The following is a 21,939-nucleotide window of genomic DNA, read 5'->3' on the forward strand; positions in this document are numbered from 1 at the left end:
TATGCTTAGGCAGCACCGGCCCGGTGGTCAAAAAACGACAACTTTAGCGCAGCAGCAAAATGTGCTCCGGCGAGCGCGCCTCGGCCTCCACAAAAAGCGTGGGCGTGACGCCGGCAAACTGCTTAAAATCCTTCACCATGTGCTGGTAATCGGCGTAGCCGCAGGCCAGCGCAATGTCGAGCCAGTCGCGGGCCGGCGTTTTTTCTTTCAGCGCATACGCCCGGTTGAAGCGCGCAATGCGCATAAACAGCTTGGGGCTCACCCCCATTCGCTCCCGAAACTTGCGCTCGAACTGCCGGAAGCTCAGGCACGACTGCCGGGCGAGGTAGTCGAGCGATACGGCCGGACTGCCCGCCTGCAGCCAACGCCCCAGCTGGTCGATGGGCTCGCGGCGCAGGCGCAGCCGCCCGAACTTCTGCACCAGATATGCGTCCACCACCGCCAGCATCTTGGCGTAGCGCGCCGTGTTCATCAGCTGCTGAATGACCTCGCCCATCTCCTTGCCAAACACGCTTTCCGCGTCGATGGCCGCGTCGGTAAACTCGGCCATCGGGGCGCCCCCCAGCAAATGAAACAGCCCGCCCGGCTGAAAAATCACCTTCACCAGGCTGAACGTGCGCGGGTAATGGTGGTGCCACACCGTGAGCGGCTGGCCCTGCATCAGGGTGTGCGGCATCAGACGCCGCTGGTTCCGGTCGGGGCTGACTTTGGTAAACGCCTCGCCGGGGTAAAAGATGATGCTTTGCTCGGCCCGCGCCGGCAGCAGCTTGGTCGGAATTTCGCGCAGCCCCCTGAAATCGAAGTCGCAGAGCAAATACTCCTTCACGTAGGGCTGCAGGGCGGGGTGCGGCTGCGTTGCCTGGTATATCATACGGATAGCAAAGGGGGACCGTGACGCCGGTTGCTTTCAGCAAAAGCTTTGGCCGAGGTTAAGATACGTAGCGGCCCGTGCATCCCAACGCTACATCATTCCCCGGCAAACGCTGTCACCAGTGGGTAGCCGGCAGCCTGCAACCCGGCCGTCAGCTGGCCCTTGACGCCGACCACCGCGTCGTCGGGCCGCCGGGCAGTTTTTTGATGGCTGGATGAGGCTACGGGGCAAGGTAGGCGCCCCGGAGCCTCAGCCTCTAGCTCAGCATCAGCCCCTCGGCCGTGAAGCGGCGGTAAATGCCGGCCAGAATCTCGCTCTTGGTGAGCTGCTCCTGCCGGATGTTGGTAATCCAGAACAGCACTTTGAGCTCGTACACCTGACCGTTGATGCTGCTGAGCAGGATTTCGGGCGCCAGGTTGTGCAAAGTGTAGGGGCTGGTTTTGATTTCTTCTTGGATGAGTTCGCGGGCGGTTTGCAGGCTGGCCTGCAAATCGGCGGTGCCGGGCGTCATTTTCAAAGAGAGGTCGGTGCGGATATGGTCGTTGGTGCGCGTCCAGTTGATGACGTGGTTGGAGAGCAGGTCGCCGTTGGGCACGATGATTTCGGAGCCCGTGAGCGAGGTGAGCTTGCTGGACCGGATGCCGATGTCGTGCACGCGGCCCGATTTGCCGGCCACCTCAATGTAGTCGCCCACGTGAAAAGGCCGCTCGAAAATCAGGATGATGCCCGATACCAGGTTGTTGACGATGCTCTGCAAGCCCAGGCCGATGCCCACGCTGAGCGCCCCAAACACGATGGCGATTTTGCTCAGCGGCAGGCCCGTGGCGGCCGTGGCCAGCGCAAAACCCACCAGCACCAGCAGCAGCCGCAGCGCCACCAGCCACGAGCCCCGCTGCCGCGCATCCACGCTGTCGTCGTTGCCCACATCGCCGAAAAAGTAGCCGATGTAGCGCTGCAGCAGGGCCGAAACGTAGAGAATGACGAAGAACAGCAGGATGTTGCCGTAGGTGAATTCGGTGCTGCCAAGCACGTGCGTGGTGGTGAGCAGGCGCTCGAAGAAGCCGTAGATGAGGCTGTAGATATTGAGGTTGGAAGTAAAAACCACCAGCCACAGCGCCCCGGCCAGCACCGTGAGCAGGCGGAGCAGGTTGGCTTCAATCTTGTCGTAGTCGAAGGCCGAAGCGGCGCCCGTGGCGCCCCGGCTGCACAGAATCTGCAGGTGGAAGGCTTCGGTGAACAGCTCGATGAACACCGCCAGCCCGATGCCCTGCGTGAGCCCGAAAATGGCCGCCGTGCTGCACATCTTGGCCAGACTCAGGCGCCCCACCACGTTGCAAAACACGGCCAGCGCATTGAGCCCGATGAACAGGCCCGTCACCGGAATCAGAAAGCGCAGCTTGGCCAGCGTTTGGCGCAGCCGCCACAACAGCCAGACGCCAATGCCCACCGCCAGCGCGTTGAGCCCCAACAGGCCCCAGCGGGCCAGCAAGCCGGTGGTGGCGTTGGCGTTGGTGATGCTCAGCCACACAAAAAACGCCACCAGCCCCAGCCACCCAAAGAAATGCCGCCGCGGCCAGCTCCGCGCAAATACCGCCGTGAGTGCCACCAAGAGCAGCAGCTGCAACAAGGCTAGGTAGATGGGAGGCGGGTGCAGCTCCAGGGCCGGCGCCAGGCTGAACATGACCACCAGCGTGGCCGCCACCGGCCCCGGCCGCAGGTAGCGAAACGGCTCGGTGATGACCAGCCCCTCGGCCCGCGCCCGGCGGTAGTTGAACGTGACCCAGCCGTAGAACACCAGCCCGATGAGGGCCATGTAGGCCCAGTTGTCCCAGTTGTGGGCGAAGTAGAAGGCGATAATTTCGCGGCGGTACTGGCCGGCTTTGCGGGCTTTGGGGTCGGGCGGCACGGGGGGCGTGGCCGCGGCATCCCACAGCGGCGGGTAGTTGAGCTTGGCGCTGGTGCGGCTGTAGCGGCGCATCTGGTCGCCCACCTCGTCCTGCAGTTCCATGCCCTGGATGTAGCTGGCGGCCACCTGCGTCTGCAGCTGCTTCACCTTGAGATAGCGCTTTTCGAGCAGGCCGGCAATGCGCTGGCGCCGCGCCCACAGCGCCGAGTCGGAGCGGGCCAGGGCCAGCGCGGTGGCATCAAGCGAGGCTGCCCGGGCGGGCGGCGGGGCAATGGTTTTAAGCCGGGCCTGCATGGCGGCCAGCTGCTGGTTGGCCTCGGCCAGTTCAGCGCGCCACTCCCCCAGCTCGTCCTGGATGGTGCTGAGCATGAGCTGGCACATCTGTAGCTGCTTGATGTCGACCACCTGGCCCTTCTGCTTGAGCGTGTACTGAATGGCCTTGAGGTTCTCCACTACGTCGGGCAGCTCCTCGGCCAGCCCGCGCGTGTCGAATACCTTGCGCACCTGCCCCGAAATGCTGCTGAGCGTGGTATAGCCCACTTCGAGGCGGTAGGAGTCGTCGCGGGTGGCAGTGGTGTCCACGGCCATCGTGTCTTCCTTCGTCACGGTGGTTTGGGCCGCGGCGGGGGCTAGCAGCAAAACCCAGCAAAGCAGGCTGAGCCAGGATGTTTTCAGATTTGGAACGGGCATAGAGCAGCTTTAAGCCGGAAAAATACGGGCGTAGCGTTGGCCGGTTTTTTAGCAAAAGATGCAGCCGGGCGTTGTGCCGCCGAATGGGGGCATTGCATCGACCGAGCATGTAGCGTGGACTCTGCGAGTCCGCGCCTGGGCGCACGTCCTCCGGATGCGCGGACTCGCAGAGTCCACGCTACATGCAACGTCCGTCTCATTCCCTGCGTCTGTCCCTGCTATGATTAAACCCCTCCTCACTGCGCTCCTGCTCGCCGGCCTGGCCGATACGGCCGCTGCCCAAACCACGCCGCTCTACATGCCGCGCGACATCAAAGCCGCCTTCGCCAAAGGCACTCGCAGCCCCGACGGCCGCCCCGGCCCCCGCTACTGGCAAAACCGCGCCCGCTACGACATCACCGTGCAGGCCGCCCCGCCCGCCCGCGACATCCGCGGCCGCGAAACCATCACCTATTACAACAACAGCCCCGACACGCTGCGTCAGGTGGTGCTGCGCATCATGCAGAACATCCACAAGCCCGGCGCCTCCCGCGACGGCGACGCTTCGCCCGACTACCTCACCTCCGGCGTGGTGATTGACACGTTTCTGGTGGCGGGCCAGTCGAAGCCCCTACCCCAAAACCTCGGCACTGCGCCAGGCGTGCGCCTGCCTAAGGCGCTGGCCCCGCACGATTCGGTGAAATTTGCTGTAGCCTGGCATTTCCCCATTTCCAAGGAAAGCGGGCGCGAGGGCATGATTGACCCCACCACCTACTTCTTGGCCTATTTCTACCCGCGAATTGCCGTGTACGACGACTACGCCGGCTGGGACCGCCTGCCCTTTGTCGACAGCAAGGAGTTCTACAACGACTTTAACGACTACACCTTGCGCGTGAAAGCGCCGGCCAACTACATCGTGTGGGCCACTGGCACCCTGCAAAACCCCGACCAGGTGCTGCAAAAAGCCGCCGCCAAGCGCCTCAAGCAATCGATGACCAGCGACGCCGTCATTCACGTGGCCACGGCCGCTGATTTGGCCAAGAAGAGCATTACGGCCCAACAGGCGATAAATACCTGGGTGTGGACGGCCAAGGACATCTCGGACGTGACCGTGGGGCTGAGCGACCATTACGTGTGGGACGCCGCCAGCGTGATTGTGGATGCCAAAGCCAAGCGCCGCGCCAGCATGCAGGCCGCCTACGCCGACTCGACGGTGGACTTCCGCGAATCGGTGAAGAACGGGCAGTTTGCGCTGGGCTGGTTTTCAAACCCCAAAAACTGGCCGGGCGTGGCCTATCCGTTTCCCAAAATGACGGCTTTCCAGGGCTTTGCCGACATGGAATACCCGATGATGGTGAACGACAGCCCACAGAAAGACCCCAAGTTCGCGCAGTTTGTGCAGGACCACGAAATCGCGCACACTTGGTTCCCATTCTACATGGGCATCAACGAAAGCCGCTACGCCTACATGGACGAGGGCTGGGCCACCACGTTTGAGCGCCTCATCAACACGGCCGAAAACGGGGCCGAAACGGCCGACAGGTTCTACAAGCAGTTCCGCGTAAGCAGCTGGATTAACAACATTGCTACGCCCCAGGATTTGCCCATTATCACGCCCAGCAGCGAGTTGAAGTCGGGCTACGGCAACAACGCCTACGGCAAGCCCTCGCTCAGCTACTTCGCCCTGAAAGACATGCTCGGCGACGAGCTATTCAAGAAAAGCCTGCACGAGTACATGGACCGCTGGCACGGCAAGCACCCCATTCCGTGGGACTACTTCAACTCGATGAGCAGCGCCAGCGGCCAGGATTTGAATTGGTTTTTCAACAACTGGTTTTTCACGAACGGCTACATCGACCTGGCCGTGACGGCCAGCGGCAACACGGTGACGGTGCAGAACATCGGCGGCTTCGTGGTGCCCTTCGATATGCTGGTGGAGTACGCCGACGGCAGCAAGGCCACCCTGCACCAGTCGCCCGCCGTGTGGCAGGCCAACCAGAAGCAAGCAACGCTCACCCTGCCCAAGGCCGTGAAATCGGTGCGCGTGGACGGCGGCATTTTCATGGATGCCAACGAGAAAGACAACGCCACCGCAGCGCGCTGATAACCCGGCGGGTAGTGGCGCCAGCGGCGGCTCTCGGGTAATGATTTCTTAACACTGACGCATCAATCGCCCAAAGCCGACCGTAATTTGTACTCCAAAGCCCCGGGCTGCTGGTCAGCGCGGGGCTTTTTGCAACCCTCCGCATTCAACGCGCCCGGCCTTTTTGGCCGGCGCCGGGTGCGGCAAGCAGCCGGGCGCTGGCCCGGCTATTCTGTTCGCTTTCTCCCACCGCTACGGCCCGCCCCGCTGTAGCTACCTGCCTTTCCGTTTGATGTTATCAGTACTACCGCGTAGCAGCGCCGCTCATTTCTCCAAAGCCGTTCTTCTGGCCTTGCTGCTGGGGGGCACCGGCCCGGCCGTGGCCCAGGTGGCGCCTACGCTCCCGCCGCCCACGGTGCCGCCGGGCATCCGCGACGGCCTGAAAACCTACCTCTCGCCCGACAGCAGCACTTACCTCAAGCTCAACTTCCTGGCCCAAACCTGGGCGCGCCTCAACGAAAGCAACCCGGGCACCACCGTGAACGGGGAGCCGGAGCCGCATACCGTGGACGTGGGCATCCGGCGGGTGCGCCTGGTGCTGAGCGGGCAGCTCACGCCGCGGCTCTACGTGTTTCTGCAGTTCGGCCAAAACAACTTTTCGTACCTGTCGCCGCGCAAAACGGGCGCGTTTTTTCACGACGTCACGGCCGATTACGCCCTCATCAAAAAGCACCTGAGCCTGGGCTTCGGCCTCAACGGCTGGAACGGGCCCTCGCGCTTTGCCAACTCGTCCACGGCCTCCATTCTGGGCCTCGACCTGCCCGTCTTTCAGGAAGCCAACATCGACGTGAACGACCAGTTTTTGCGCCGCATGGGCGGCTACGCCAAGGGCAAGCTGGGCAAACTCGACTACCGGGCGTCGGTGGGCCAGCCTTTCATCACGCAGACGGCTTCGGCCGTGCCCGAGCCGATTTCGCGCAACTCCACATACTCGACGCGCAACCCGCGTGCCGCCGTGCACAGCTACCTGATGTACCAGTTTCTGGACCAGGAAAGCAACGCCGGGGCCGGCAACGCGGGCTCGTACCTGGGCAAAAAGCGCGTGCTCAACCTCGGCGCGGGCCTGGTGCACCAGTCCCGCGCCATGTGGCACCGCGGGCCCGCGGGCGACACCATCAGCACCGACATGAACCTGTGGGCGGTCGACGTGTACTATGATGCGCCGGTAAGCCGCGCCGCCGGCACGGCCATTACCGCGTACGGTGGGTACTACCGCTACGATTTTGGCCCCGGCTACATTCGCAACGTGGGCGTCATGAACCCGGCCAACGGCGTGCGCGCCGGCCAGGGCTCCTTCAACGGGCCCGGCAACAACGTCCCGCTCACCGGCACCGGCCACATCCTGTACGCCCAGGCCGGCTACCTGCTCCGGCAGGGGCTCCTCGGCGGGCTCGGCACGCTGCAGCCCTACGCCCAGGCCCAATGGGCGCGCTACGAGCGCCTCGCCGACCCCCTGATGGTGTATAACGTGGGCGTGAACTGGCTCATCCTCGGCAACCTCAGCAAGCTGTCGGTGAACTACCAGAACCGGCCCATTTACACCGCCCAGTCCAACGGCGACGTCAAGGCCACCAGCCGGCGCGGGGAGTACATACTGCAATATCAGGTGGCGTTTTAGAGGAGCATCAAAAACGGTCATGCCGAGCGCAGCCGAGGCATCTCGCGTGCGATAGTAATCCGGATGTTAGGGTTTACTTTCACACGCGAGATGCCTCGGCTGCGCTCGGCATGACCGTTTTCGCTTTACTCGTCGCTGCCCGCGTTGCGGCGCTGCTTCTTCAGCTCCTGGCGCACCTCTTTCACCCGCTCGTCGAAGCCGTCGGGGTCGTAGTCCACGGTATCCACGTCGAGTTGGTCGAGCAGGTCCATCATGGCGTTGGAGTGGTCGGTGCGGGTGCCGGCGGGCATGCTCACGAAGGCCATTTCCGACCACAGCAGGGCCAGCAGGCGCAGGCCGTCCTCGCTGCGCATCTGCATTTCGAGCACCAGGTTGGAGTTGTCGAAATGGATGAGCTGGCTCAGGATGCGCACCCGCGCGCCCTGCCGCGCCGGCTTGAGGTAGCTGATGTGGTGTTTGGTGATGACCCAGCCAGCCTTTTGCTCGCGGGCAATTTCGCCCATGTTCAGCTGGTAATGCTCGGTGGTGTGGTCTTCGCGGGCGTTGAGGAAGTAGTCGAAGTAGCGCGCGTTGTTGAGGTGGCCCAGCATGTCGCAGTCCTGAAAATGGACGCGGTAGGTGGTTTCGGGCGTTTGGATGAGCTTGGGCATGGGGTGCTTTAGGGCAGGAGGATATGGGGCAAAGGTCGGCACATTGAACGTGATGCAGCGTCAGGCGCCGGAACCCCACCCCGGCCCTCTCCTTGGGTACAGGGGCCGGGGTGAGGTTCCACCGTCCGAACTACTCGGCACGCCTAACACTTTGCGGAAAATTTCCTACCTTTTACCACCCAAATTCCCGCCGCATGTTTTCGCTCACGCCCAACCGCTCCCTCGTTCTAAAAGCTCTGGCTGACACCTTCATCCCCTCTCTGCCCGACGGCAGCCCGCCCGGCTCCGAAGGCGTGAACCTGGAGAAGCTTGAGGCCGCTATTAGGGAGCAGCCCGAGGGCGCGCAAAAAGAGTTTGGCCAGTTGCTCGATTTGCTGGAAAAGCCACTGCTGGGCCTCACCTGGTTTGGCCCCCTGAAGCCTTTTCGTAAGCTCGATGCCGCGCACCGCGAGCAGCTGCTGCAAAGCTGGGCCGCCAGCAACGTGCCGCAGCTGCGCAAGGGCTTTCAGGCGCTGCGCAAGCTGTGCACGCTGCTCTACTACGGCGGCAGCATGGCTGAGGTGCCGGCCGCCTGGGACCTGCTGGGCTACCCCGGGCCCGACGAAATGCCCGTAGACTCGCCCAAGCCCATTCGCACCCTGAAGCCCACGGAGGCCACTACCTACGAGTGCGACGTGCTGGTGATTGGCAGCGGCGCGGGCGGCGGCGTGGTAGCCGGCGAGCTGGCCGAGGCGGGCTTCGACGTGCTGGTGCTGGAAAAAGGCCCCTACTGCCACGGCTGCGACTTTACCCAGCGCGAAGTCGACATGCTGGGCACGCTCTACGACGCCAAGGGCACGCTCTGCACCCAGGACGGCAGCATCGGCATCCTGGCCGGGGCTTGCCTGGGCGGGGGCACCACCGTGAACTGGGCCGGCGCTTTCCGCACGCCCGACTACGTGCTGCAGGAATGGGCCCGCGAGCACGCCGCGCCCCATTTCATCACCCCCGAATTCAAGGCCAGCCTCGACGCCGTGGCCCGCACCATCGGCGTGAACACCAACTACACCCGCCACAACGGCCAGAACCAGGCCCTCTGGAACGGCTCAACCAAGCTGGGCCAGGAAGTGAAGCTGATTCCGCGCAACGAAAAGGGCCTCACCGATTCGGATGCCCACTTCCGCAGCCTGGGCTACACCACCCTGGGCGATGCCCACGGCATCAAGCAGGGCACTCTGAATACCTATTTGCTCACCGCCTTCGAGCACGGCGCCCGCATTCTGGCCGACACTAAAGTAGACCGCGTCACCATCAGCCAGGACCGCGCCACCGGCGCGGAGGCCGTGCACACCGCCGCCGACGGCCGGCAAATCCCCATTACCGTGCGGGCGAAGCGCGTGGTGGTGGCCGGCGGCGCCATCCAGACGCCCGCGCTGCTGCTGCGCTCGGGCCTGAAGCACCCGCACCTGGGCCGCCACCTGCACCTGCACCCCACCGTGGTGGTAGGCGCCCGCTATCCGCAGGCCATGAACTCCTGGCACGGCCCCAGCATGAGCGTGGTGAACGACACCTACACCCGCCTGCACGACACCAACTTCGGCGCCAAGCTCGAAACGCCCCCCACCCACCCCGGCCTGCTGAGCATGGTGCTGCCCTGGCGCTCGGGCCGGCAGCACCACGAGCTGCTGCGCGACGCCAGCCACCTGGGCTCCTTCATCGTCCTCACCCGCGACCGCGACGGCGGCCGCGTAACCATCGACAAAAACGGCGCCCCGCTGATTGACTACGTGCTGTCGGATTTCGACCGGGCCAACATGCTGGAAGGCGTGCGCGCCGCCGCCGAAATCCACGTGGCGGCCGGGGCCGAGAAGGTGTACCTGCCCCACGGCACGCTGCCCACGCTGGAAGCCCAGGACGGCGTGCTGCTCAACCCCCAGCTGCTCGACCAGTTGCCGCACCTGAGCTGGAAGCCCAACCAGTTCGGCCTCTACAGCGCCCACCAGATGAGCACCTGCCGCATGGGCGGCGACGCGGCCACCCACCCGCTCCGAACCACCGGCGAAACCGTGGAAGTACAGGGCCTTTTCGTGGCCGACGGCTCGGCCTTCCCGGCCTGCAGCGGCGTCAACCCCATGCTCACCATCATGGCCCTGGCTCACTTCACGGCGCAGGGCATCAAGGCCGGCCGGGCGGTAGCAGCGCCGGCGGCAGTGGAAGCCTGAGGGGCCCCGTCGGGTCCTACCTTTGAAGTCAATTTTAGGCACTTCATGGGGAAGCTTGACGATAGAAGACGGCGGATTGCGGCCGGCCTGTTTTTCGGAATTTTGCTGCTGCTCGGCCCGCTGCTGGTGCGCGATTACGGCATGGGCTGGGACGAGCGCGCCGACCGCATGGTGGGCTATATGAGCCTGCGCTATGTGGCCCAGGTGCTGGCTCCGCAGGTGCTGGCGGCCGGCCACTTCACCAACATTCACGAGCTGGCCACCCACGGCGACGCCGACCACGGCCCCGTATTCCAGATGCTGCTGGCGGTGCTGGAAATCGCCTTTTTTCGCCACGACCCGCGCGGCGCCGGCTGGATGCGGCATCTGCTCACCTTTGGCGTGTTTGTGGCCGGCGCGTGGGCCGTGTACCGGCTGGGCCGGGCGCGCTTCACCAGCTGGCGGTGGGGGCTGGTGGGCGCGGGGCTGCTGGTGCTCTCGCCCCGCATCTTCGCCGAGGCGTTTTACAACTACAAAGACATTGTGTTCATGAGCCTGTTTGCGCTGGCCGTGCTCACGCTCGGGCGGCTGCTGCACCGGCCCACCGCGCGCGGCGCGCTGGGGCACGCGCTGGTGTGCGCGCTGGCCACCGACGTGCGCACGATGGGCATTCTGCTGCCGGGCCTCACCGTGGCCTTCGGGGGGCTGGAAATGTGGGCGCGGCCGGCGCGGCGGGCGGCCCTCACGCGGGCGCTGGGGTGGTACCTGGGGGCACTGGCCCCGCTGGTGGTGCTGTTCTGGCCGTTTTTGTGGGAAGCGCCGGTGGCGCGGTTCTGGGAGTGCTTCGGCAGCTTCCGGCGCTACCGGCAGACCATGAACGTCTTTTACCTGGGCGAGTTGACCTCCTGCCAGCGGCTGCCGTGGCACTACCTGCCGGTGTGGCTGCTGGTGACCACGCCGGTAACCCACACGGCGCTGGCCCTAAGCGGCGCCTGGGCGGTGCTGCGTGGGCTGCTGGCCCGCCCCACGGCCTGGCTGCGCCACACCACCAACCGCCAGGACCTGCTGTTTGGGGCCTGGCTCTTGGGGCCATTGGTGGTAATAGTTGCCATTAAATCAGTCGTCTACGATGGCTGGCGGCACGTTTATTTCATCTACCCGGCCTTCGTGCTGCTGGCCGTGCGCGGGCTGCGGGCGGGCGTGCAGGCTTGGCAGGCTGCCCCTGCCGCCTCGGGAGGCCGGCGCCTGGGCTGGCTGGCCGGCGGGCTGCTGGTGTTGGGCGGCGTGCACACGCTTGTGCGCCAGGTGCACGACCACCCCTACCAATACGGCTACTTCAGCTTTCTGCCCGGGTCGGTGGCGCAGCGCTTGTTCGAGCGCGACTACTGGGGCGTCTCGGGCCGCGACGGCCTGGCCTGGGTGCTGGCCCACGACCCCGGCGCCACCGTGGCCGTCAGCGATACGCTGTCGCAGCAAATTGCCCTGCGCAATAACTCCTTGCTGCTGCCAGCCGCGCAACGCGCCCGCCTGCGCTTTGTGCCTCACGCGCAGGCCCGGTATTTTCTGGGCATCTACCGCTGGCATCCCGGGCCCTACGAGCCGCCGTTTGGCACGCCGGTGCACGACATCCGAGTCAATGGCATGACCATTCTGACCATTTTCCAGCGCGCAGCTAATTAACTCAAAGCTTGTTACTTTAGGCAGATGAAACAGTCATCGTCGCCCACGTATCTACTGTTGCTGCCGCTGCTGGCGGTACTGCTGTTTGGCAACTGCGGCGGGGGCGGCGTGCGCGGCGTGGTGACAGCCATGACCACGGAGCGCCACCAACGCTTTCGCGCCATTGTGGCGCAGCAGCAGGCCCGGCGCGCCCAGGCCCGACAGCAGCTGCGCGGCGGCGCCCGGCGCACCCAGCTCCGCCGCATCGACTCGCTTCGTACGGCCCGCATCGACAGCTTTTTCCGCCCGGCTCCGTCTTCGCGCTACGAAGAATACATCTACCCCGGTGCGCAAACGGCCCGGGAACGAGCCAAGTACCAGCACCGCCGCCGCAAGATGACGCGCCAGCTGCTCTCCCCCGACAACCGCCCGCTCATTCCGCCCATCCGCTTCAACATTGACACGCGCTAAGCCGGCTGCCCTGGCCATGCCGCCGCTTTTTGCGTACTGTGGAAATATTGCCGTTTCCCAATTATGCGCGCTTCCCGTTTTTCCCTGCTGCTGTCCCTGAGCCTGACCGCCGCTAGCTGCTCCCTTTTCCACCGCGACAAGCCGGCCCCGGTGGTCGAAACCGTGCGCACCGCCGACTCGCCCGCGCCGCCCACTGCCGCCCGCGACCTGGCCGACGTGATGGGCTCCGAACTCAAGCTCACCCCCGACCAAACCGGCCGCGTCCGCACCATCCTCAACGGCACGCTCAGCGAATCGAATGCTGCCAAGGGAAAATACGCGCCCAAGTCGCCTCAGCTGCTGGCCGAGCTCAAACGCATCAACACCAAGTCTCAGCGCGAGCTGAGCGCCGTGGTGGGCCCCACTAAATTCAAGCAGCTCCAAACCAAAGCCACTCAGCAAAAAATAGCTACGGAGATGCAGCAGCGGCAGAAGTAGCAGGCGGCTAGCGCGGTGCCACATCCAATTTCATCGTCAGTTGCAACCAGCCCCTAGTGCCGCCGCTGATACGTTTCTTGCGTTTCCCACAGCCCGGCGTAGCGGCCCACTTGGCGCGCTTGCTCCCGCGATGCGGGGGTAAGCCAAATGGAAGTCAGCGCCCCCTTTTCGCGGTGGTAACGCACGGTGCCAGGAGCCAGGACTTGTAAGCGCAGAGTGTCGGTGCCAAGGGTTTGCCAGTTGAGTCCCAGGCCGTCAATTTCCAGTCGCTCCACTTTCCACTTGTCTTTTAGGTCAGTGGGACTGTTGAGATAATACCGTCCCTGGAAGCGACGCAGCTTACCGGCTTCGGTACCCGCGAGGGTGAAGATGGTGTCCGTCCACAGCCAGCTGTCGCGCACCGAGTCGCGGCCCACCAGGTGCACGTAGTGCAGACGCCCTTCCTGCTCGTAGGTTGTGTCGGCACGCAAATGGTAGCGCAGCGCCGAATCGGCCTGCCGCCGGGTGCTCATCACCCGCTGCAACTCTTGCCGCCACACCGCCGTGCGGCCAATGCACAGCGACTTACCCACATCGGCGGCCGTGTACACGCCGCGGTGCCGGGCCGGAAAAACCGCCATATCCGCCGCCTGCGCCGGAAATGGCTGAACAAAGCGCACTTCCGGGCCGTCGTCGCAGGCGGCCAGCAGCAGGCCGGCGGTCCCCAGGCCCCAGCTACGCAATCGTTGTGAAGTCATCATGGCTGTTCATGCGGCTTCATCCCAAAAAGTAACCTTGCGCAGGCCGCGCGGCTACAAGTACTTCACCAGCAACCCAATCAGCCGCTGCACCTTGCCAGTGTAGGGCGGGTACATGGCCTTGATGCCGGTGAAGCCCACGCGCTGCCGCAGCACGCCCTTCTCGTTGCTGAAAGCCAGGAAGCCCGAATGCCCGTGTGCCTTGCCGAGGCCTGAGTTGCCCACGCCGCCGGTAGGCAGCTCGGGGTGGGCAAAATGCAGCACGGTTTCGTTGATACCCGCGCCGCCAGCCGACACATTTTCGAGCAGGTAGCGGCGGTTTTCGGTGCTGGTGCTGAACACGTACTGCGCTAGCGGCTTGAGGCGGGCGTTGATGTAGGCTGTGGTTTCGGGCAGGGCTTTAAAAGTCAGCACGGGCAGCAGCGGGCCAAAAATCTCCTCTTCCAGCACGCGGGCGCCGGCCGGCACGTTGGTGAGCAGGGTGGGCTCGATGTAGTTCTGCAGGGCGTCGACGGTGCCGCCGGCAGCCACGGTGGCGCCGCGGGCCTGGGCGTCTTCGAGCAGACCGGCGAGGCGGGCAAAGTGGTGCTGGTTCACGATGCGGGCCAACGATTCGGAGCGCTCGATGCCCGCGCCGCCGGGGTTGTAGGCCCGCTGGATGGCGGTGGTGAGCTCCTGCAGCAAGGCCGGCTGCACGCTTTCCTGCACCAGCAGGTAGTCGGGCGCCACGCAGGTCTGGCCGTTGTTGAGGAATTTGCCCCACACGATTTTCTCGGCGGCGTCGCGCAGGTCGGCGGTTTCGTCCACCACGGCGGGGTTCTTGCCGCCCAGCTCCAGCGTGAGGCCACAGAGGTGTTCAGCGGCGGCGCGCATCACAATCTTGCCCACCTCGGGGCTGCCGGTGAAGAAAATATGGTCCCAGGGCAGCTTCAGCAGCTCGGTGGCCACCTCCTTGTCGCCTTGCAGCAGCAGCACCTCGTCGGGCTGAAACAGGTCCTGCACCAGCTTTTGCAGCAGCGCCGAGGTGGCCGGCGTCTGCTCGGCCGGCTTAATGACCACGGCGTTGCCGGCCGCAATGGCCGAAATCAGCGGACCCACGGCCAGGTAAAACGGGTAGTTCCAGGGCGAGATGATGAGCACCACGCCCTTGGGCTCCACCTGCACCCAGGCGCGAGTGCCCAGCAGGGCCATGCTGGTGCCTACCGGCCGCGGCGCCATCCACTTTTTCAGGTGGCGGCTGGTGTGCTTGAGCTCCACCAGCGAGGTCCAGATTTCGGTGAGGTCCGTCTCGGCGGCGGGCTTGCGGAAGTCAGCCAAGAGGGCCTCATGAATGGCGGCCCGGTGCGCGTGCAGCCAGTCGCTGAGCTTTTGCAGGCGGGCCCGGCGGGCGGCCACGCCTTCCTGGCGCAGGGCCGGCGTGCGCTGGCGCAGGGCTTCGAAGGCGGCTCCGTAGCGGTTGGCGGCAATGGCCGTGGCGGGCGAAGCAAGGCTTTCCAGGGGCGCAGCAGCAGTTTCGGGCATGAGTATATTGGGATGACGAAGGCAGATAATACGACTTGCCGGCGGCCCGGGGTTGGGCTTGCAGAAAGATACGCGGCTAACCTAAAATATTTAATGCCGCCATCCGTCAGCGCTAGCCGGTGCCGCGGCGGTTAGCCCAACGTGACGCCGGTGTTACCTTTGTGGTTCGTTATGCGAGCCGCGGCTTGCCCGTTTTCCCATCTGGTTCCCCCTCGCCCACCCCCTGCCGCGAGGCCGCACCGCCGATATCCGCTATTTCTCCTCGTTCGTGAATTCTTATTACCCTCGCCGCGCCCTGCGGCTGTTTGTTGCGCTGTCTTTCAGTTTGGGTTTTGCCACCCGCAGCGCTGCCCACGCTGCCCCGGTTCCCTCCGATTCTACCGGCTTCGCCGCCGATTCGATAGCTGCCCCTCCGCCCCCCGCCGACACCACCAAAGCCCAATCTGCCGCGGCCAAAGCCGCCCCTGCCGACTCGCTGGTGCGCATTCACCCGCGCGGCGCCGACGGCCGCATCAGCGACTACACCGTGGCGCCGGGCGTGACCTGGCACTACGAAAAAACCAAGCCGTTCCGCTGGCTTTTCCACATTCCGCGCGACCTGGGCCAGGCGCCGGGCTACATGTTCCGCAAGGAAAACAAGGAGACGTTCATTGGCCTGGCCACCGCTTCGGTGGCGCTGTGGGTGGCCGACCAAGCCATCATCGAGTGGAGCCAGGACTTCGGCAAGTTCGTGGGGCTGAAAGCCGCCAGCACCCAGAAAACGCTGGTGTACATCCCCTTCCGCGTGGGCTCGGCCAACCTGCCGTTCGAGTTCAACGTGCCCGACAACCTCAACAGCACGTTCTATTTTCTTGGCGACGGCTGGACGCACCTCACCGTGGCCAGCAGCTTCTGGGTATACGGCGGCATTAAGAAGGACAACCGCGCCCTGCAAACCTCCAGCCAGCTCGGCGAGGCCATTCTCAGCACCGGCCTGGTCATCCAAACGCTCAAGCGCCTCACCGGCCGCCAGAGCCCCTACGTGGCCACCAAAGACCGCGGCGAGTGGCACCTGTTCCCGTCCTACAGCCGCTACCAGAGCTTCGTGCCCAACTACGACGCCTTTCCCACCGGCCACCTGGCCACGGCCATGGCCACCGTCACGGTCATCGCCGACAACTACCCCGAATACCGCTTCATTCGCCCCGTGGGCTACTCGCTGATGGGCTTGCTGGGCTACTCCATGCTCAACAACGGCGTGCACTGGGCCTCCGACTATCCCGTGGGCATCGCCATCGGCTACGCCTTCGCCAAAATAGCCGTGCGCAACGGCCGCACCCGCGTGGAGGCCACCCCCAACGGGCCGGCCGCCCACGGCACCGGCCTGGTGCCGCCGCGCAAGCCGCGCCCCTGGTACCGGCAGGGCCAGTTCTCGCCCTACACCTACGGCCCCTTTACCGGGGCGTCGTGGTCGCTGCGCTGGTAGATTAACATGACAAAAAAAGCCCGTTCCTGATGCAGGAACGAGCTTTTTATATAGTGTATTGAAACAGCATGCCGAGCTTAGCCGAGGCATGACGGTCTGTTTCGACCTTGTCAGGGCTTATTTAAACAGGCCTTTTTTCACGGTGCGGTTGCCGTCTTCGTCAATCTTGATTTTCGTGCCATCGGCGCGTTTGATTTTCACCGAGCCGTCGTCGTCGCGCTTCACCTTGGCGCCGTTCATGTACTTGGTTTTGCTGTCGCCGTCGTTTTCGCGCTCCAGCTTCTTCACGCCCGAGCCCTGGCCCACGCTGCCGCCGGTGCGGCGGGCAGTTGTGGTCGTGGTCGTTACCACCACGGGGGTTATCGAATAAGGGCCGTCGCCGTAGTTGGCGCGGTTCGAGGAGTATGTGTTGTAGTAGCCATCGTTGTTGAGGTCGGTCCGGATTTGCGCATCGGCGTCGTCGTTGGCCTGGCGAATGGCGGCGTAGCGGCCGGTGGTGTCGGCGGTGTACTGCGTTTCGAGCTCGTTGATGCGGCGGCCGCGGTTGTAGTAGGTGCGCTCGATGCGGGTGGTCAGGGCCGGGTCGCTCAGCTTGAGGTCCTCAGCCACGCGGGCGGCCATGCGGCGGGCGTCGTCGTGCAGCGCCACGGTATCCACGGTGGTGGTGGTCGTGGTGGTTGTGGCGGGCGCAGTGGTGGTTTCGGGCGTGGTCGTGGTGGTGGTTTCCACCTTTTTATCCTGTTGGCAGGCGGCGGTGGCCAGCGAGGCGGCGGCCAGCAGGCCGAGCAGTTTCGTATTCATGGTAAGCGGTTAAGTAATTAGAAACGGCGATGTAGCCATTTTAAAGAGGCTGATACGGTGGCGCTTGCAGTGGGGTTATTGCCATATGGCCCGAGTACCCCGAAGCTCCTGCTTCGGCCCGCGTTGGCGTCGTTCACCGGGCCGAAGCAGGAGCTTCGGGGTACTCGGCCTTGCGGTGCACCCAGCCCTAGGCGTTCACCACCGAGCCGCCGTTGGGGTGCAGCGTCTGGCCCGAGAAGTATGAGGCGTCTTCTGACGCCAGAAACACGTACGCCGGTGCCACTTCCGAAGGCTGGCCGGCGCGGCCCATGGGCACGTCGTGGCCAAACAGCGGCAGCTTCAGCAAGCCCACGCCGGTGATAAACGGCGTCCAGATGGGCCCCGGCGCCACCGAATTCACCCGGATGCCCTTCTTCACGAGTTGCAATGACAGCGCCCGCGTGAAGGCCGTGATGGCGCCTTTCGTGGAGGTGTAATCCAGCAGCATCTCGTTGCCCTTGAAGCCGTTCACCGAAGCGGTGTTGATGATGGAGTCGCCTTCCTTGAGGTGCTTGAGCGCAGCCCGCGAGATGCGGAACATGGCAATGATGTTGAGGTTGAAGATGCTGTCGAGTTCTTCGTCCTTGATATCCTCCAGCGAGTCGTGCCAGTTTTGCTCGGCGGCGTTGTTTACCAGCACGTTCAGCCCGCCCAGCTCGGCCACGGTGCGGTCCACGATTTCCTGGCAGAAGGCGGGCGACTTTAGGTCGCCGGGCAGCAGCAGGCAGCGGCGGCCGCGGGCCTGCACCAGCTCCTGCACCTTCTCGGCGTCCTGCTGCTCGGTGGGGAAGTAGCTGATGGCCACGTCGGCCCCTTCCACGGCGAAATGCACGGCCACGGCCCGGCCGATGCCGGAGTCGCCGCCCGTGATGAGGGCCACTTTGCCCTTGAGCTTGTCGGCGCCCTTGTAGCCTTCGCGGATGAATTCGGGCTCGGGGGTCATCTTATATTCGAGGCCGGGTTTGCCGGCGCCCGCGTCCTGGCTTTGGGGCGGGAAAATGGTGGGCTTGTCAGACATGGAAATAGAAATAGGGAAAGGTTGAGCTTACCCTAACGGCCCGGCCCGGCCCGGGTTGCGACCAGCAGCGCGGAATTGGCTGCTAACCCGTTGCAGTCAAGCCCGTAAAGCCCTGTACTGCACCACCAGCTTGTTCCATGAATGCCCCTGCCAAAAATACTGCTTTCGGCGCCCTCCTCAGCGGCTTGATGCTGGTAGCCCCCACCCTCTGGGCGCAGAACCTGGACGCCATGCCCCAGCTGCAATACACCCAGGCGAGTTCGCAAATTGCCAATCTGGCCCTGGGCGAGGTGGCCCGCGGCACCGCCCGCTCCGGCACCAAAGCCGGGCGCCCGGGCAGCGCGGCTTCGTTTGCGTACACACCGTCGGCAGCGCTCAAGGCCCAAACCGTGCAGAACTACGTCGACCGGCTCAAAGCCACCAACCCCGCCGCTTCGCGGGCTGTGGCAAGCACATTGGGGCCCGGCAAGTACGACTACGGCCAGATTTACCGGGGCATCATCGACGGTACCGGCCTGGCCGACAACGACGCGGCCGCGGCCATGAGCTCGTTTATGATTATGGGCTGGATGACAACGAATAACGTGCTGGACGACAAAGCCATCACTCCTGCCATGGCCGGGGGCGTGCGGGCCCAGCTGGCTTCCCAGATGGCGGGCAACGCCCAACTGGCCGCCCCCGGCGTGGCCGCCAAGCTGGGCGAGGAAATGAAGCTGCAATGCGTGGTGGTGCAAGGCGGTTGGCAAGCTGCCGTGCGGGAACGCACCCTGCCGGCCTACCGGCAAAGCATTGCCGGCATGTTCAAAAACCAGTACGGCATGGACATGGCCCGGTTCCGGCTCACACCGCAAGGCTTTGCCCCTAAGGCCGGTGCCACCACCACCGCAGCCGCCACCCCAGCCAAAGCAGCCACGGCCCCGGCCGCTCCCAGCGGCACGGGTGCTGCGGCCGGGGCGCAGTGGTTCTTCCGCTCGGTGGGCGATGCTTACGGCAGCATCACCTTCGAGCCGGTGGCCTTGCTGGCCAATGGGCAGTACTGCGAAGTAGGCGAAAGCCCTCTGGAATCCCTCAACCCCGCCGCCGACAAAGCCAAGCGCCCCGCCGCCTGGGGCACTTGGCGCAAAAACGGCTCGGGCGTGGTACTCACCAACTATAAAAACCAGTCGAACGACTACAAGCTGGGCACGGGCAGTTGGTTTCCGGCCTACGCAGCGGGCGCCGTGCCGCTGAAGCGCGCTTACAAAAACAGCAGCGGCGGCAGTATAGGCGGTGCCACGTCGCTGGTCATTTCGAAGATTACATTCCTTGATGGCAGCCATTTCAGCGAGGGCGCGGACGGCGGCGTCGTCACCGCCAATGCGGCGGGCGGCAGCCGCCGCAGCGCCAGCGGCACCTACCGCCTGCAGGGCCACACCCTCACCCTAACCTACGCCGACGGCCGCACCGTGCGCCAGTCGTTCGCCATCGGAGCGGCCGGCACCCCGGCCCACGCCGACAATAGCATGATTTTTATTGGCGGCGACGCCTACATCGAGGATAAGTAACTTCCCTCCGCGCGGCGCCAGACTGCCACCCTAGGGGGTACCTTTGCCTTCTTGCCCATGCAGCCCGCGCCAGCCAGGCTGTTTTCCCCGTTTAGCTTCCGCCCCATGCCGCTCACCTCGCTTACTCGCCTCAACAAATTCATCAGCGAAAGCGGCCTGTGCTCGCGCCGCGAGGCCGACCGCTACATCGAGCAGGGCCTGGTATTGCTGAACGGCAAGCCCGCCCAAGTGGGTGACCAGGTGGGCCCGCGCGACCGGGTGAGCGTGAACGGCCACAAGCTGGAACCGAAACAGGCCGAAGATGCCGTATACTTGGCCTTCAACAAGCCGGTGGGCATCACGAGCACCACCGAGCCGGGCGTGCGCGGCAACATCGTGGACTACGTGAACCACGCCGCGCGCGTGTTCCCCATCGGCCGGCTCGACAAGGACTCATCGGGCCTGATTTTCCTGACCAGCGACGGCGACATCGTGAACAAGATTCTGCGGGCCGGCAACCAGCACGAAAAGGAATACGTGGTGACGGTAGACCGCGTGCTCACTGACCGTATGCTCGACGAAATGGCCAACGGCATCCCCATGCTGGGCACCGTCACCAAAAAGTGCGTCATCCAAAAGGAAACGCCCTATATCTTCCGCATCACGCTGGTGCAGGGGCTCAACCGCCAGATTCGGCGCATGGTGGAGCATTTCGGCTACGAGGTGGTGAAGCTCGAACGCGTGCGCATCATGAACGTGACGCTGAAAGGCTTGCCTGTGGGCGACTGGCGCGAGCTGACGCCTGCTGAGCTGGCCGGCATCATGAAAATGGTGGCCAATTCGAGCGGCACCGAGGAAGCTTCCGGTGGCCGCAGCCGCAGCAAAGCGCCGGCCCGCAAAGCCGCCTCCGCTCCCGCCGATGCCCCGGCCGCGCAGCCCGGCAAGCCCCGACCGCGCAAGCCGGGCCCGCCCTCCATGTTCAACCCCTCGGGCACCGGCTGGTGGGGCCCGCGCCCCGAAAAAGACGCATCCGCGGGCAAGGCCGCGCCCGGCAGCAAGCGCCCCGCCAAGGCCGGCCCGGGCGGGCCCGCGCGGGCCAAGAGTTCGGCCCCGTCGCCCCAGCGGCCCAAAAGCGCCGGCCCCGGCAGTTCGGCGCGGCCCCAGAGTGGCCGGCCCGGCACTGCCGGCGGCCGCCCGGCGGGCCCCGGCAAGAGCGGAAGCCGGGGCCCGGGCCGGCCGCGCTAGTGCCGACGGCCGGAATCATTGCCCCGCCCGCTGTCGTTAGCTGCCGAATGAATCACCTGTTCCTGCTTTTTGGCCTGTGGCTGCCGGCCGCGCCCCCCGCCGCCCCGCCCCTCGCGCCCCTCCAGATTGCCGAGCAGTTTGTGGCCCCTCTGGGCTGGGCCGACATGAAGGACTACCTCTGCTGCGAGGCCGCCGGGCAGGCCAAGCGCGAGACCCTAGGCCAGCAGATTCCGCCGCAGCTGCAGCGCACCTGCCAGCTCGTGGCGCAGGGCGACAGCACCGCCGTGGTGGCCGTGGAGCTGCAGGGCCCCGCCGAGCACCGCGACTTCTACCTGCACTTCCGACACGAAGCCGAAGGCTGGAAGCTGGGCGCCATCCGCAACCTGGCCATGACGCACCTGGGGCCGCCCATGGTGGAACTGCTCTCGGCCCTGCCGCCCGCCGAAGTGGCCGACTACGACCGCAAGCACCCCGACGCCAGCCACGCCTTCACCATCGGCAACCTGCGCCTGTGGACCGCCGCCGACGCCGACATTGCCGCTCATTTTCGAAAAAACCGGGCTGATTTTCGCAAGGTGCTGCGCTTGGTGCAGAGCGGCCAGTACTTTGCCCGCGTCGATAGCTTGGCCGCTGGCGAGAAAGCCGCCAATGCCAACCCGGCCGTGCACGCCCTGCTGCGCAAGCTGTACCTGAGCCGCGTGACGCGCCGCGAAACCGGCTGCGCCAGCTGCCTGGAGTTCGTCATCGGCGGCAAGGTGAACAGCACGGTGGGCCTGCTCTACCAACCCGAGCCCGCCCAACTGCCGGCCATGACGCCCGAGCACCTCATCGTGCTCAAGCCGCTGGGCGAGGGCTGGTACCTGTATAAGACGACTTAACGCAGCTCGAACGACGTAGGGGCGGGGCTTGCCCCCGCCCGCTGTTGAACGATACACCTGGTTCGGCG

The 21,939-nt window shown here is 64.9% G+C and carries 17 protein-coding genes; 10 read left to right on the plus strand and 7 right to left on the minus strand.

Translation table 11 applies throughout. The features are described from left to right. Positions 1-43: 43 nt before the first annotated feature. Together MTP16_RS01440 and MTP16_RS01445 are read right to left on the minus strand one after the other, a co-directional pair. Positions 44-871, minus strand: a complete 828-nt coding sequence (locus MTP16_RS01440; protein ID WP_243515265.1) for a helix-turn-helix domain-containing protein — start codon at positions 869-871, stop codon at positions 44-46. A 256-nt stretch (positions 872-1,127) separates the two neighbouring features. Further along, the gene (locus tag MTP16_RS01445; RefSeq protein WP_243515266.1) at positions 1,128-3,467 is read right to left on the minus strand and encodes a mechanosensitive ion channel domain-containing protein; all 2,340 of its coding nucleotides are present in this window, start codon (positions 3,465-3,467) and stop codon (positions 1,128-1,130) included. Positions 3,468-3,687: 220 nt separating this feature from the next. On the opposite strand from MTP16_RS01445, the gene MTP16_RS01450 reads away from it, so the two are divergent. Beyond that, complete coding sequence (locus tag MTP16_RS01450) at positions 3,688-5,550, plus strand: M1 family metallopeptidase (RefSeq protein WP_243515267.1); 1,863 nt, start codon at positions 3,688-3,690, stop codon at positions 5,548-5,550. Positions 5,551-5,821: 271 nt separating this feature from the next. Next, positions 5,822-7,207 (plus strand): hypothetical protein, encoded by a 1,386-nt coding sequence (locus MTP16_RS01455; RefSeq protein ID WP_243515269.1) that lies wholly within the window; start codon positions 5,822-5,824, stop codon positions 7,205-7,207. A gap of 125 nt (positions 7,208-7,332) precedes the next feature. On the opposite strand, the gene MTP16_RS01460 is transcribed toward MTP16_RS01455, so the two are convergent. Then, the gene (locus tag MTP16_RS01460; protein ID WP_243515271.1) at positions 7,333-7,857 is read right to left on the minus strand and encodes an acyl-CoA thioesterase; all 525 of its coding nucleotides are present in this window, start codon (positions 7,855-7,857) and stop codon (positions 7,333-7,335) included. A gap of 194 nt (positions 7,858-8,051) precedes the next feature. Here MTP16_RS01460 and MTP16_RS01465 point away from each other — a divergent pair, with 194 nt between their 5' ends. The 4 genes from MTP16_RS01465 to MTP16_RS01480 all read left to right on the plus strand — a co-directional run bounded on the left by MTP16_RS01465 (position 8,052) and on the right by MTP16_RS01480 (position 12,644). Further along, on the plus strand, positions 8,052-10,058 hold the full coding sequence (locus tag MTP16_RS01465; protein WP_243515275.1) for an FAD-dependent oxidoreductase: 2,007 nt from the start codon (positions 8,052-8,054) through the stop codon (positions 10,056-10,058). Positions 10,059-10,160: 102 nt separating this feature from the next. Then, positions 10,161-11,717 carry a glycosyltransferase family 39 protein gene (locus tag MTP16_RS01470; protein WP_243515276.1) on the plus strand — a complete coding sequence of 519 codons (1,557 nt, stop codon included), beginning with the start codon at positions 10,161-10,163 and terminating at the stop codon, positions 11,715-11,717. Between the two features lie 24 nt (positions 11,718-11,741). Beyond that, complete coding sequence (locus MTP16_RS01475) at positions 11,742-12,167, plus strand: hypothetical protein (protein ID WP_243515278.1); 426 nt, start codon at positions 11,742-11,744, stop codon at positions 12,165-12,167. A 63-nt stretch (positions 12,168-12,230) separates the two neighbouring features. Beyond that, entirely contained in the window at positions 12,231-12,644 is a 414-nt protein-coding gene (locus tag MTP16_RS01480; RefSeq protein WP_243515280.1) for a hypothetical protein, read from the plus strand. A gap of 53 nt (positions 12,645-12,697) precedes the next feature. Here the strand turns inward: MTP16_RS01480 and MTP16_RS01485 are convergent, their stop codons facing one another. Next, positions 12,698-13,384 (minus strand): hypothetical protein, encoded by a 687-nt coding sequence (locus MTP16_RS01485; RefSeq protein WP_243515282.1) that lies wholly within the window; start codon positions 13,382-13,384, stop codon positions 12,698-12,700. A 51-nt stretch (positions 13,385-13,435) separates the two neighbouring features. Continuing rightward, positions 13,436-14,902, minus strand: a complete 1,467-nt coding sequence (locus tag MTP16_RS01490) for an aldehyde dehydrogenase family protein (RefSeq protein WP_243515285.1) — start codon at positions 14,900-14,902, stop codon at positions 13,436-13,438. A 268-nt stretch (positions 14,903-15,170) separates the two neighbouring features. Here MTP16_RS01490 and MTP16_RS01495 point away from each other — a divergent pair, with 268 nt between their 5' ends. Beyond that, positions 15,171-16,367 carry a phosphatase PAP2 family protein gene (locus MTP16_RS01495; protein WP_243515289.1) on the plus strand — a complete coding sequence of 399 codons (1,197 nt, stop codon included), beginning with the start codon at positions 15,171-15,173 and terminating at the stop codon, positions 16,365-16,367. Positions 16,368-16,484: 117 nt separating this feature from the next. Here MTP16_RS01495 and MTP16_RS01500 read toward each other — a convergent pair whose 3' ends face one another. Together MTP16_RS01500 and MTP16_RS01505 are read right to left on the minus strand one after the other, a co-directional pair. Then, a complete protein-coding gene (locus tag MTP16_RS01500; protein ID WP_243515292.1) occupies positions 16,485-17,168 on the minus strand; it encodes a carbohydrate-binding protein in 684 nt (227 codons plus the stop codon). Positions 17,169-17,355: 187 nt separating this feature from the next. Then, positions 17,356-18,225, minus strand: a complete 870-nt coding sequence (locus MTP16_RS01505) for an SDR family oxidoreductase (protein ID WP_243515296.1) — start codon at positions 18,223-18,225, stop codon at positions 17,356-17,358. A 137-nt stretch (positions 18,226-18,362) separates the two neighbouring features. Between MTP16_RS01505 and MTP16_RS01510 the strand changes: the two genes are divergently transcribed. From MTP16_RS01510 to MTP16_RS01520, 3 genes are all read left to right on the plus strand, one after another. Next, entirely contained in the window at positions 18,363-19,769 is a 1,407-nt protein-coding gene (locus MTP16_RS01510) for a hypothetical protein (protein WP_243515298.1), read from the plus strand. A 105-nt stretch (positions 19,770-19,874) separates the two neighbouring features. Further along, on the plus strand, positions 19,875-20,993 hold the full coding sequence (gene rluF, locus MTP16_RS01515) for a 23S rRNA pseudouridine(2604) synthase RluF (protein WP_243515301.1): 1,119 nt from the start codon (positions 19,875-19,877) through the stop codon (positions 20,991-20,993). Between the two features lie 47 nt (positions 20,994-21,040). After that, positions 21,041-21,871, plus strand: a complete 831-nt coding sequence (locus MTP16_RS01520; protein ID WP_243515304.1) for a hypothetical protein — start codon at positions 21,041-21,043, stop codon at positions 21,869-21,871. The last annotated feature ends 68 nt before the right edge of the window (positions 21,872-21,939 follow it).

Source organism: Hymenobacter monticola, assembly GCF_022811645.1.
In the GTDB taxonomy this organism is placed as follows: Bacteria; Bacteroidota; Bacteroidia; order Cytophagales; family Hymenobacteraceae; genus Hymenobacter; species Hymenobacter monticola.